At 55.9% G+C, this 14,787-nt stretch carries 2 protein-coding genes; both read left to right on the top strand.

All coding sequences use genetic code 11. From position 1 onward, the window contains the following. Window positions 1-3 precede the first annotated feature (3 nt). A complete protein-coding gene (locus tag PXH59_RS19015; RefSeq protein WP_285809718.1) occupies window positions 4-543 on the top strand; it encodes a toxin-activating lysine-acyltransferase in 540 nt (179 codons plus the stop codon). Beyond that, window positions 540-14,786, top strand: a complete 14,247-nt coding sequence (locus tag PXH59_RS19010) for a hemagglutinin repeat-containing protein (protein WP_285809717.1) — start codon at window positions 540-542, stop codon at window positions 14,784-14,786. The genes PXH59_RS19015 and PXH59_RS19010 overlap by 4 nt, the downstream gene beginning before the upstream one ends. Window position 14,787 lies beyond the last annotated feature (1 nt).

The raw sequence follows: 14,787 nt of genomic DNA, 5'->3' as shown, positions 1-14,787 counted from the left end.
AAAATGTTAATCGGTGATTATGACGTGCGTGCCCCTCTGATCCTGGGCGGGCACGACAATGATACAGAGATGCTGGGGGCTGCAACCTGGCTGTGGATGCACTCGCCTTTGCACCGGGATGCGCCGATAAGTTCGCTTGCCACCCTGCTTCTGCCGTTTATTAAAGCCCAGCAGTATGTGCTGGTCAGTCAGCAGGGCCAGCCGGTGTTTTACCTGAGCTGGTCACGGTTTGATGAAGAGACCGAACGCCATTACCTGACGACGGATGACGGGGATAATCGCCGCCTGGCATCGAACCGGGGCGCACGGCTCTGGATTGTGGACTGGATAGCGCCGTTTGGGCACAACCGTGTCATGACGAATTTCATCAGACATGACATTTTTCCTTATCAGTGTGTCCGGGCGCTTTATCACAAAGGTTCAACGCGTGGGGCGCAGGTGATCCGTTTTCGAGGGACCGGCGTCAGCCGTGAACAGGCCGCCACATGGTGGGATGACTATCCCTTGACCGTAGACTTACCTGAAAGAGGGACTGCGCGATGAATAAACATTGCTACCGTGTGATTTTTAATAAAACCCGTCAGATGCTGATGGTGGTGTCTGAGTTAGTCAGCAGCCACACGGCCGGACAGGCACGGGACAGAATATCGGTGCCTTCATTGTCGTCAGCCCGTGTGGCCCTAACCCCCTTGGTGTTCGGGGTCTCACTGGCGCTGGGACTGGTCAGCCTGGGGGCACAGGCCAGCATTGTGGCGGACAACAATGCGCCCGGTACGCAGCAGCCCTCCGTGATTTCCACGGCCAACGGCCTGCCCCAAATCAATATCCAGACGCCGAATGGTGACGGGGTTTCCCGCAACCAGTACAGCCAGTTTGATGTGGCACAGCGGGGAGCCATCCTTAATAACAGCAGCGTCAACACCCAAACTGAACTGGGTGGTCTTATCACCGCGAACCCGTGGTTAGCCCGGGGCGAAGCGAAAATCATCCTCAATGAAGTGAACAGCCGCAACCCCAGCCAACTGAATGGTTTTATTGAAGTCGCCGGTCAACGGGCGGACGTCATTATTGCTAACCCGGCAGGCATCACCTGTCAGGGTTGTGGTTTTATCAATGCCAGCCAGACCACGCTGGCGGCGGGGAAAACCCTGCTGGAAGGCGGGCGCCTGAAAGGGTTTGAAGTGGACGAGGCGCATCAGGGACTCATCAGCGTGGAAGGTAAAGGGCTGAATGATACCGGCAGTGATTATACCCGTCTGATTGGCCGCGCCGTCAATATTAATGCCAGACTCCACGCCAGCCATTTAACCGTGACGACCGGGCGCAACCGGGTGGATGTCCAGGGCAATGTGACTGAAATTCTGTCAGAGAGCCAGAAGAATAAACCGGCATTCAGTCTGGATGTGGCGGCGGTCGGTGGCATGTATGCCAACAAAATCAAGCTGGTCGGCACCGAACAGGGCGTCGGGGTACGCAATGCCGGGCAGTTAGGGGCGCAGGCCGGCAATCTAACGCTGGATAGCCAGGGCAAACTGATGAACAGCGGTGTCATAACGGCGTCTGCTGATGTGACTATCGATAATTCGGGTGCGCTGGAGAATCAGGGAGATATCACGGCGGGTGTCGATAAAGAAGGCAAGTGGACACAATCCGGCACCCTGACCATTGAGAGCAGCGGTCTCCTCACCAATACAGGCACGATAGCGGCATCGGATAACCTGACTGTCGATAATCAGGGCGATTTAACGAATCAGGGGCGGCTATCGGCAGGCAACAATAAACCGGGCAGCCTGAAACTCAACAGTGGTGGTCACCTTGCCAACAGCGGGACAATAGACGCCTCTCTTGAGGTGAAGGTTAAGAATCAAGGGAATTTCATCAATCAGGGCGATATCACGGCGGTTCAGGATATTGCCGTCAACACCCGTGATCACCTGGATAACCAGGGCCGGATGTTGGCCGGTCGTCACCTTGATATCCACAGTGCTTCGCTGGCAAGCCATCAAAATGTGCAACGGCCGGCTGATCGCCAGCAACCCCCTGTACTGGCCGCCGGTGCGGATAAAGACGGCAAATTAACCCAGCCGGGTAACCTGACGCTGGATATCAGGGGGAAACTGGATAATCACGGGATTGTGACCGCGTCAGACACTATCGACATTCAGAATAAAGCGGTGTTCACTAACGCCGGTGATATCAGCGCCGGGAAAGCGATGACAATAAAAACCCCGGGCGCGCTGGACAACCAGGGCAAAATGTTGGCCGGTCACCATCTCGATATCCAAAGCGCATCCTTAACGAGCGGTCAGAATGGGTTACTGTCTGCGGGAACGAATAAAGCGCAACCGGGCAAACTGACGCTCAACAGCCGGGGGCAGCTGGTGAATCAGGGGATGATGACCGCCACGGAAGATATTGTTATCGAAGAGCCGGCGACGCTGGATAATCAGGGCGAGATAAACGCTGACCACAATATCAGGATCACCACGCCCGGAAAGCTGACCAATCAGGGTAAGGTATTGGCCGGCCACAACCTCGATATCCACAGTGCCTCTTTAGAAAGTGGCCCGCACGGCGTACTGGCGGCGGGGATAAATAAAACCCAGCCGGGCAAGCTGAAGATCCGGAGTCAGGGCAAACTGGATAACCACGGTATTATCAGTGCGTCCGATACCCTTCATATTCAGCATGAAGGGGCTTTCAGCCACTCAGGGGATATCACCGCCGGTGGCGATATCACGCTAAAAGTGCGGGATCACCTCGATAATCAGGGGAAAATGCGGGCTGGCCGCCATCTGGATATCCACAGTGCTTCATTAGTCAGCCATCAGAACGGGGTGTTGGCGGCCGGGACGGATGCCCAGGGCAAGCTGACCCGGCCGGGCAATCTCATCATCAACAGTCGCGGCAGGCTGGTCAATCAGGGGGTGATGACGGCGTCGGATGATATCACCCTCGATAATCAGGCCGCGCTGGAGAACCGGGGGGAGATAAGTGCTGACCATGATATCAGGATCACCACCCCGGGCAATCTGACCAATCAGGGCAAAGTGCTGGCGGGTCATCTCCTGGATATCCACAGTGCCGATGTAGACAACCAGAAAGGGGGTAAGCTGGCGGCGGGGAGGGATAAGACGCAGCCGGGCAACCTGAAGATCCAGAGTCAGGGCAAACTGGACAACCACGGCATTATCACGGCTTCCGATACGCTCTATATTGAGCATGAAGGCGCGTTTAATCACTCAGGCGATATGACCGCCGGTGGCGATATCACGCTCAAAGCCCGTGATGCTTTCGATAATGCCGGAAAAGTCCTGGCCGGACGTCATCTGGATATTCGCAGTGCCTCATTCGTCAGCCATCAGACCGGGATGCTGGCGGCGGGGGCGGATGATCAGGGCAACCTGACCCGGCCGGGCAATCTTATCATCAACAGTCGCGGCACGCTGGTCAATCAGGGGGGAATGACGGCGTCGGATGATATCACTATTGATAATCAGGCCGCGCTGGAGAACCGGGGGGAGATAAGTGCTGATCGTGATATTAAGATCACCACCCCGGGTAATCTGACCAATCAGGGCAAGGTGCTGGCCGGCCATCTCCTTGATATCCACAGTGCCGATGTAGACAACCAGACAGCGGGTAAGCTGGCTGCGGGGACGTTGAAAATCGAGAGCCAGGGTAAACTGGGTAACCAGGGCATTATCACCACGACCGATGGCGATATTACGCTCAAAGCCCGTGATGCTTTCGATAATGCCGGAAAAGTCCTGGCCGGACGCCACCTGGAGATTCGCAGTGCCTCATTCGTCAGCCATCAGAACGGGGTGCTGGCGGCGGGTACAGATGCTCAGGGCAACCTGACCCGGCCGGGCAATCTTATCATCAACAGTCGCGGTCAACTGGTCAATCAGGGGGGGATGACGGCATCGGATGATATCACCCTCGATAATCAGGCCGCGCTGGAGAACCGGGGGGAGATAAGCGCTGATCGTGATATTAAGATCACCACCCCGGGTAATCTGACCAATCAGGGCAAGGTGCTGACGGGTCATCTCCTTGATATCCACAGTGCCGATGTAGACAACCAGAAAACGGGTAAGCTGGCCGCGGGGACGTTGAAAATCGAGAGCCAGGGTAAACTGGACAACCAGGGCATTATCACCACCACCGATGGCGATATCACGCTCAACGTCCGTGATGCTCTCGATAATGCCGGAAAAGTCCTGGCCGGACATCATCTTACTATTCACAGTGCTGCATTCGTCAGCCATCAGAAGGGGATGCTGGCGGCGGGGGCGGATGATCAGGGCAACCTGACCCGGCCGGGCAATCTTATCATCAACAGTCGCGGCACGCTGGTCAATCAGGGGGTGATGACGGCGTCGGATGATATCACTATTGATAATCAGGCCGCGCTGGAGAACCAGGGGGAGATAAGTGCTGATCGTGATATTAAGATCACCACCCCGGGTAATCTGACCAATCAGGGCAAGGTGCTGGCCGGTCATCTCCTGGATATCCACAGTGCCGATGTAAACAACCAAAAAACGGGTAAGCTGGCCGCGGGTATAGATAAAAAGCAGCCGGGGACGTTGAAGATCCAGAGTCAGGGCAAACTGGACAACCAGGGCATTATCACCACCGCTTCCGAGTCTGTCCATATTGAGCATGAAGGTGCGTTTAATCACTCAGGCGATATTACGCTCAAAGCCCGTGATGCTTTCGATAATGCCGGAAAAGTCCTGGCCGGCCGTCACCTTACTCTCCACAGTGCCTCATTAGTCAGTCATCAGAAGGGGATGCTGGCGGCCGGCACGGATGCGCAGGGTAACCTGACCCGGCCGGGCAATCTTATCATCGACAGTCGCGGTCAACTGGTCAATCAGGGGGTGATAACGGCGTCGGATGATATCACCCTTGATAATCAGGCCGCGCTGGAGAACCGGGGGGAGATAAGCGCTGACCATGATATCAGGATCACCACCCCGGGTAATCTGACCAATCAGGGCAAGGTGCTGGCGGGTCATCTCCTTGATATCCACAGTGCCGATGTAGACAACCAGACAGCGGGTAAGCTGGCTGCGGGGAGTGATAAAAAGCCGTCGGGGACGTTGAAGATCCAGAGTCAGGGCAAACTGGGCAACCAGGGCACTATCACGGCTTCCGAGTCTGTCCATATTGAGCATGAAGGCGCGTTTAATCACTCAGGCGATATCACTTCGGGTGGCGATATCACGCTCAACGCCCGTGATGCTTTCGATAATGCCGGAAAAGTACGGGCAGGCCGTCACCTTAATCTCCACAGTGCCGCATTCGTCAGTCATCAGAACGGGGTGCTGGCGGCCGGTACGGATGGTCAGGGCAAACTGACCCGGCCGGGCAATCTTATCATCAACAGTCGCGGTCAACTGACCCATCAGGGCGTGATGATGGCATCGGATGATATCGATATCCAGAATCAGGCTGAGTTGAAAAATCAGGGAGAGATAAGTTCGGGTCGTGATATCAGGCTCAACACCCCGGGCAATCTGATCAATCAGGGCAGGGTGTTGGCCGGCCACCATCTTGATATCCACAGTGCGGCATTAGAAAACCAGAAAAAAGGGGAACTGGCGGCAGGCACTGACCCTCATGGCAAACCGACTCAGCCGGGTAATCTGACCCTCGACAGTCGTGGTCAATTGACCAATCAGGGGGTCATGGCGGCCTCGGACGATATTGTTATCAACAATCCGGCGGCGCTGGAAAATGCGGGGGAGATGAGTAGTGGCCGCGATATCCGGCTGACAACGCCCGGACATCTGACTAACCCGGGCAAAATGTTGGCAGGCCGTCACCTTACTATCCACAGTGCTGCCTTATCCAATCAGGAAAACGGGGTGCTGGCCGCAGGGGTCGATAATCAGGCAGGCCGTTTGTCCCAACCGGGAGACCTGACGATCCATAGCCCGGGTGAACTGACCAACCGCGGCGTGATAAGGGCATTCGGTGATGTGACGCTGCCTGATCAGGGCAACCTGCTGAATGAGGGCGATATTACCGCCGGGCAGGACATGACCATCACCACCCGCGGGCACCTCGACAATCAGGGGCGGATACTGGCCGGGCGCCACCTTGAAAGCCAGAGCACGTCATTGTACAGCCATCAGGGCAGTACCCTGGCGGCCGGTATGGATAACGCGCTCAGGCTGAGCCAGCATGGTAACCTGACCCTAAAAACCACCGGGGACGCCCGGCTGCACGGGCAGAATCTGGCCCATGACCGGTTATCGGTGAACGCCAAAGATCTCTCACTGGCGGGCAGTCAAACGGAGGCCGGCGATCTGACCCTGACGTCTGACACGCAGTTACATTTACAGGATGCCCACGTCAGCGCCCGTCAACATCTTACGTTATCGGCACCGGAACTGATTGATAACGCGCGTGGCCGGTTACGGGCGGAAACGCTGACCCTCCGCAGCCAGAAACTGAACAACCAGCAGGGTAAGATCACCCAGACCGGGCCGCAGTCGCTCATCCTGGATCATCAGGGCGGGATTGACAATACGGCCGGGATCATTGAATCCCGCGGGCAGGATTTGACGTTGAAAGCGCAGCGCATGACGAATGATAACGGCAAACTGATCCATGCCGGAACCGGCGTGATGACCCTTGACACGGGCCACTTTCAGGGCAACGCCGGCCGCCTGATTTCTGACGGTACACTGAAACTGGCTGGGGGGGATTACCATCTGGTGAACAGCGTGACGTCGGCACAACACATCACGGCCCATATTCAGTCACTGGATCACCGTTCAGGGACGATGACCCAACGGGGCACCGGTGTCATGACGCTGGATGTTCAGCAGGAACTGGATAATGGCAGCGGCACGATGTCGGCCAATGGCACGGTGAAGGTCAATGCCGCGGCACTGAATAACCTGTCGGGCCAACTCATTGCAGCAGAAGACGGTCAGCTTCAGGTCACGGTAAAAAACCGGCTGAATAACCAGCAGGGCCAGTTAGTCGCCTCCGCCGGGATGACCGTGGTGGCTGACGAAATCGATAACCGGCAGGGGAAGATGGCGGCGTCGAACGGGGATATCGCACTGACCACCGGGCAGCTCACCAATACCGGGGGTAAAATTGCCGGTCAGCATCACCTGCAACTGACGGCTCAGGCGATTAATAACGAAAAAGGCCAAATCAGTGCGGGTACGGCGGATATCGATACGCACCAACAGCAACTGAATAATACTGCGGGTTCTATCGCCGCAGAACGGCATATGACGTTGCGAACCGGGGAATTGCTGAACCGCTACGGGTCGATACGCAGTGGCCAGAACCTGACCATCGATACCCACGGCCAGCAGCTGGATAACCGGGACAGTGGTCAGCACGGCGGGGTGTTCAGCCAGGGGGCTTTGCGCCTGACGGTCGCGGATCTGAATAACCAGTCCGGCCATATTGAAAGCCATGACGGACTGAATGTGAGCGGAAACACGCTCCTCAACCGGCACGGTCAGCTCCTGGGCGGGAAAGACACCCAACTGCGTGTGGATGAACTGAATAATGATCAGGGTTTGCTACAAAGTGGCGGCAAACTGACCCTCAACGCAAAATCCTTAATTAACCGCAACAGTGGTGATCATCACGGGATCACCAGCAAGCAGGCCATGATCCTGAATACCGGAACGCTGGATAACGAAAGCGGGGTAGTGGCCTCATTAGGCCGCCTGGATATCACGGCGGGTAATATCCATAACCGACAGGGAATGCTGGCGGCACAGACCCGGCTTTCTCTGACAGGCCAACAGATAAATAATCAGTCGGGTCGCATTCAAACCCATCAGGGTTTGTTCATTGATACGCAGGGGCAGACCCTCGATAACACCGGGGGCGTGATTGACAGTCAGGGTGCCCTGGCGGTGAAGAGCGGAGATCTGAAAAACCAGCGCGGCACCTTGCACGGCAAATCGGCCACGCTCACCGCCAGACAACTGGATAACCGTCAACAGGGTAAGATCCTGAGCGAGGCCGGGCTGCGTATTGAGACGGTTGAGCTGCTCAATACCCGGGGACAGATACTGGCGCTGGGCGATTTGACCGCTCGCGTCAGTCACCACATAGATAATACAGCCGGTTTAATCCGCAGTGGCGGTGATGCCGAACTGCGTGCGCAGGCCATCCACAATCAGGACACGCAACAGCAGGATAAAGGGATTGAGGGTAAAAATGTCCTTATCACGGCAGACACACTGCACAATGCCAAAGGGCAACTGTTCGGCACCGAAAATGCCACGCTGAAACTGGCGTCGGCGCTCGATAACACACAGGGACAGTTACAGGCCAACCAGCAACTGACCGTGCAGGGCAGCCAGCTGGCAGTGACTAATACGGACGGTGAGATCAAAGCCGGGAAGGCGTTGACCGTGGATGCCGACTCGGCCACCGGTGACGGCAAACTGCGTTCACTGGGTGATATCCAGCTGACCCTGCTGAAAGATTTTACTCATACCGGTGAAATCATGGCCAATGGGCGTTTACGGCTGAGCAGTCAGGGAAATATCATCAATAACGGCCTGATCAGTGCCGGCACCTTAGCGGGGGAGGCGGATAACCTGACCAACGAGGCCACCGGGAAAATTCTGGCAGATCACCATCAATGGATCGTCAAAAATGCCCTCGTCAACACCGGGTTGTTGGATGGGGGCCAAACTTACCTGCGTGCCACTGAACTGACCAACCAGGGCAGCGGGCGGATTTACGGTGATCATATTGCCATTGAAGCGGGGACGCTGAATAACTGGGTGGATACCGGGACAAAGGCAGGACTGGATAAGTGGTTTGCGACAAAATCGGGCCATTACAACGACATCATGGCCCAGGGTCAATCGGCGGTGATTGCGGCCCGCCAACGTCTTGATCTGGGTGTGGGTGAACTGAATAACCAAAGCCACAGCCTGATTTACAGTGACGGTGATTTTGCCTTTGGCGGCAAGCTGGATGACCAGTACCGGGCCAGCGGAAAAGGCCAGGTTATCAATAATCACAGCGCCTATATGGAAGCGATGGGGGAGATGCGGCTGGCGGCCGACACCATCAATAACGTCAATGACCATTTTGAGACCCAACTTGAGCGCATTTCGCAGACGCCCATGGAGGAATATCAGGTCTGGGGGAAACGTTATGATGCGAAAAACCACCGTATCACGATTGATAATGATGAAGTGGATCACGTCTGTGTGGATGACCTGGGATGCCGGGATAACTTCCAGATTTACCGGTACACCCGCACGACAGAAGAAACCCGGGTGAAAGAAACCGATCCGGCGAAGATACTGGCCGGGAAAAACCTGGTCATCGATACCACGACGCTGACAAACGACAAGGGCCAGGTGGTGGCCGGGGGATTGCTGACGGTCACGGGCGGGGAGATCAATAACCTGGATATGCCGGGTGAGCGTTATATCACCGATAAAGGCCAGGTGGAAAATTTTTGGCGTATCAAGAAAAAAGGGCGTGACCGGCAAGGCTGGGGGTCATCGCGCTATGAACCCCCAGAGCAAATCCAGACTATCACCCTGACCCCCGGGACGATCCGGGCATCACAGGGTACGGTCACACTGGATGGCCAGCGCCCGGTGGATTATCAGGGCACCGTGACACAGATAACGCCCGTCCAGGGCGGGCAAATTAATGCCGGTCTGACGGAAGCGGCAACCCCGTCGAGTGAAGTCGCCTTACGGCCGGGACAGCGGCTGGAAGTGATTATCCCGCCCGCGATAGTGACGGGCCAAAGGCCGACAATGACCGGTGGCACCGCAGAGACGCCGGTTATCGCGGGGGAAAAGCTGACTGAACCGGGTAAAACCTTCACGGTGGGTGAAAAGCTGACCCGTGCCGGTGAAAAAAACACCGGATGGGATGAAAGGATCACGAATGTGGGCGAGAACCCCCTTGACGGGGCGGAAAGGATCACCAATGTGGGCGAGAAATCCCTTGGCGGGGCGGAAAGGATCACCAATGTGGGCGAGAAACCCATTGGTGTGGCGGAAAAAATCACGAATGTGGGCGAGAAACCCACCGGTGTGGCGGAAAAAATCACGAATGTGGGCGAAAAACCCCTTATCGTCCGCACGGAGGTGCCGAATTATCAGTTACCGGACAACAGTTTATTTAAACTGAACCTGCCGCCCGACAATACGCCACCCACACCGGCGGTGGCGGCGATCGACAACCTGCCGCTGGTTGAAACCGATCCGCAGTTTACCCAGCTGAAAAAATGGCTGGGGACGGACTATATGCAGCAGCAGCTGCGCTGGGATCACAATAACATGCACAAGCGGCTGGGGGATGGTTTCTATGAACAGCGCCTTATTCGTGAGCAGGTGATTAACCTGACCGGCAAACGTTATCTGCCGGGACACCAGAATGATGAGGAACAATTTAAGGCGCTGATGAATGCCGGTGTGCGTGCCCGGCACGCCTTTAATCTGGCACCGGGGATTGCCCTGAATGCGGAACAGATGGCCCATCTCACCGAAGACATGGTCTGGCTGGTTAATGCCACCGTTACCTTACCGGACGGCCGCCGGCAAACTGTGCTGGTTCCCCAGGTGTATGTGCGCACGCAGGCCGGTGCACTGGATGGTACCGGTGCCTTGCTCAGTGGCAGCCAGGTCAGTGTGCAACTGCGTGGCGACCTGCTTAACCAGGGCCGGATTATCGGCCAGGATATCCACATCCTGGCAGAGAATATCCGCAATCAGGGTGGTCTGCTGCAAGGCAACCAGATTGATTTGCAGGCCCGGACCGATATGGTCCAGCGGGGCGGGGCGATTGGTGCCGGTCAGTCCCTGACGATAGGGGCGGGGAATACGATTGATATCGCCAGTACCACCCACAGCGGTGAAAAGCAGGCCGGCAATAACCGGTTCAGTGCCACTTACGTGGATAATGTCGCCCGGGTGTATGTGCAGGGGGCGGATGGCAAACTGCACCTGCGGGCAGGCAAGGATATTTATACGTCGGCCGCCCAACTGATGTCACAGGGTCAACACAGTGAGATCCAGTTAGACGCGGGACGGGATATTCAGTTCGGGACAGCCAAAACCGCACAGGGTGAACACCTTGAATGGAGCCGGGATAACTATTTGACCCACACAGAATCAGGCGAAATGGGCACGGACATCAACAGTGCCGGGCAGGTCAGCCTGCGTGCCGGCAGTGATATTCATCTCAGGGCAACCGGTATCACGGCCGGCAGAACGCTGCAAGTGGATGCGGGACGGGATGTGGCTATCGTGGCGGGTGAACAGCAGCAAACCCATGACGAATACCTCAAGGTGAAAGGCAGCAACAGCTGGGTTTCCTCGACGACGACTACCACCCGGGAGCAATATGACCGCACCCGGGCGGTCAGCAGCACCCTGAGCGGCGATACGGTAAACATCCAGTCCGGCCAGGATACCACCGTTCAGGGCAGCAATGTGGTGGGCACCCGGGATGTGGCACTCCATGCCGGCCAGAATCTGAACATCACCACGGCCGAAGAGAGCAATCATCAGTTCACCCGGCAGGAAGAGAAAAAATCCGGCCTGATGGGCACCGGGGGCGTAGGCTTTACGATGGGCAGTTCGGCGTTCAAACAATCCCATGACAGTGAGGCGACTGTGCAAAAAGGCAGCACCGTGGGCAGCAGTGACGGGCAGGTCACCTTGCGTGCCGGCGAACAGGCCACCGTGCAGGGCAGCGATATCATTGCCGGCAAAGATATTGATATTGAAGCCCAAGACGTGGTGATGACGGCCGCGAAAAACAGCCATACCGAACTGAGCCAAACTGAGCAGAAACAATCAGGCCTGACGCTGGCACTCTCCGGGGCGGTGGGCAGTGCGGTTGACACCGCCGTAAAAACGGCCAATGGAGCCAACGACACGAAAGACAGCCGCTTGCAGGCGCTGAAAGGCACGCAGGCTACGTTGTCCGGGGTGCAGGGCTATCAGGCGTGGCAGCTCAGTCAGGCCGACGCCGCAAAAGCCGATGCCATCAATCAGGCAGGCGGGGACGCACAAAAACCGACCGATACCATTGGTATCCAGCTTTCTTACGGCAGCCAGTCGGCGAAATCGGCAACCCGCACGGAACAGACGCAGTCACAGGGCAGCAGCCTGAGTGCCGGGCGGGATATTCGCATTAAAGCCACCGGAGACAGCGCGACGCAGGACAGCGGCGATATTCAGGTGCAGGGCAGTACCTTAAAAGCCGGCCGCGATATTATGCTGGACGCCAAACGCGATATCGTACTGGAGTCAGCTGAAAATACCCAGACCACGCGGGGCGAAAACAGCAGCAAAGGCGGCAGCGTCGGCGTGGGGCTGACCGCCGGACAGGGCGGTTACGGCATTAAATTCTCGGCCAGTGTCAACAAGGGTAAAGGCCATGAAACCGGCGATGGCATCACCCATACTGAAACGGTGGTTGATGCCGGTCATCAGGTCAGCCTGAAATCGGGGCAGGATACGCGGCTTAAAGGCGCACAGGTCAGCGGGGAGACCGTGACAGCCGATGTAGGCCGTAACCTGCACCTGCAAAGCGAACAGGATAAGGACAATTATGATGCCAAACAGGAAAATGTCAGCGCCGGGGCGAGTTTCACCTACGGCTCAATGAGTGGTTCGGCCAGTGTCAATGCCAGCCGGGACAAGCTGCACAGCACGTTTGATTCGGTAAACGAGCAGACCGGCATTTTTGCCGGCAAAGGCGGCTTTGATATCAAGGTCGGTGAGCACACCCAGCTTGACGGCGCCGTGATTGCCAGCACAGCAGAGAAAGATAAAAACCGGCTGGACACCGGCACACTTGGATTTAGTGATATCCAGAATAAGGCAGAGTACAAAACCGAACACCAGAGTGTCGGTATCAGTACCGGCGGTGCGGTGGGCAGCCAACTGGGCACCAATATGGCCTCAAATATGCTGGCTGGCACCAATAAGCATGACAGCCAGTCGTCGACCACACATGCAGCGGTCAGTGACGGCACGATTGTGGTGCGGGATGCCGATAAGCAGACACAGGATGTGGCTAACTTAAGCCGGGATACCGATAACGCCGCCAATGGCCTGAGTCCGATTTTTGACAAGGAAAAAGAGCAGCAACGCCTGGCACAGGCACAGGTTATCGCTGAAATCGGCACCCAGGTAATGGATATCTACAATACGAACGAAGCGATTAAGGCGACGAAAGCCGCGACGGAAAAACTGAAAGACCCGCAATCGCAGCAAAAACTGAAACAGGATGCGGAAAAACAACTGAAGGCTGAAGGTCAGGCCATCGATGCGAAATCTGTTGCTGACCGGGCGTATAAGATAGCCTATGACGGTGCCATCAGAGAGCAGGGCGCCGATATCGGCAGCAGCCAGCGTCAGGCGGTGACGGCCGTTATCGGGGCATTGCAGGGCCTGGCGGGTGGTGATATCCCATCGGCCATTGCCAGCGGCGCAGCGCCGTACCTGGCCAATGGTGTGAAAGCGCTGACCTATAATGGTAAAGACCACTATGATGAGTTGACGCCGGCAGAAAAAGCCACCAACCTGATGGCGCATGCGATTTTGGGCGGGGTTATCGCTGAGATGAAAGGCGGCTCAGCGACTGCCGGCGCGGTGGGTGCGGCCAGCGGTGAACTGGCGGCTTCCGCGATTGCCGGTGCGCTCTATGCCGGCAAAACAATGGATGAACTTTCACCGGAGGAGAAGGAAAAAGTCAGCAACCTGTCCACACTGGCAGGCGGAATAGCAGCAAGGTTGGTCACTGACGTTACGGCAGGTGGAGTGACCGGGGCGCAGGGTGCGAAAAACGCGGTTGACCACAATGCCCTTGCTTCCCGAAACTTGGGAGATTGCAGCACGATGTCGGCCGAGGCGTGCGGTAAAGCCAAAGAGCTGAGCCAACGCATTCTGGATAAAGGTTTGCCGTCGGTTGAGGACATGCGCGATAAATTGGCGTCATGTCAGGATGATAGTTGCCGTAAAAGTGTCTGGACGGAATACCGGCAAGCCAGTGATGCGACCATCAACACACTGAAACAGATGGCGTTGAATGGCGAGTTGAGCCGTGAAGAACTAGCCTTTATCAACCATGAATTGGGTAAAGAGCTGGCGGTATCGGGATATCGAGCCAATGACAAAATAGGTCGTTCAGAGCAGAGTAGTTGGTTAAATGGCGGTAGCGGGCCACTCTCTGGGTTCTTTAACACAGAATTGCGGCAGAAAGAGCTGGAGAACGCAGGATTATCCAAAGCTGATGCGGTGCAATATGTGAAAGAAGAACAGCGTAATATGATGTTGTTGGAAACAGCGACTGGGATTATTGGAGCAAAAGCCAGCGATAAAATGCAGGCGAAACCATCATCTATAAATCCGGCGAAGGCTCCGCCTGATAGCAAAGATAATCACAGGGGGGTGGAAACTGGAAACAATTCTCCTAGTAAAATGAGTCACCCTGAAGTTGTTACTAAGAATGTAAATCCAAGTATCCTCATCAGTCGACAAAATAAAAATGAAATGACTGGTTCTCAAGTTAAACGACTTACAAAGGATATGAAAGCAAATGGCTATAATGCTGATGAACCTGTTGATGTTGCGATTGTGAATGGAAAGATGATAATTATTGATGGTCATCATCGTGCGGAAGCGGCAGCGAAGGCTGGAATCAAAGATATACCAGTGAGAGTACATACCGTAACAAAAGAGCAAGGTGATCAATTATTACGTGAAGCTGCTGAAGCTAGAGTGAGATACTAAT

It is taken from the genome of Xenorhabdus bakwenae (genome assembly GCF_030272115.1).
Taxonomy (GTDB): Bacteria; Pseudomonadota; Gammaproteobacteria; order Enterobacterales; family Enterobacteriaceae; genus Xenorhabdus; species Xenorhabdus bakwenae.
This window is presented reverse-complemented; position numbering and strand designations above follow the sequence as displayed.

Bases quoted from the DNA above. Each gene is read 5' to 3' on its own strand.
- PXH59_RS19015 (WP_285809718.1), top strand. From the start codon at position 4: ATGTTAATCGGTGATTATGACGTGCGTGCCCCTCTGATCCTGGGCGGG.
- PXH59_RS19010 (WP_285809717.1), top strand. From the start codon at position 540: ATGAATAAACATTGCTACCGTGTGATTTTTAATAAAACCCGTCAGATG.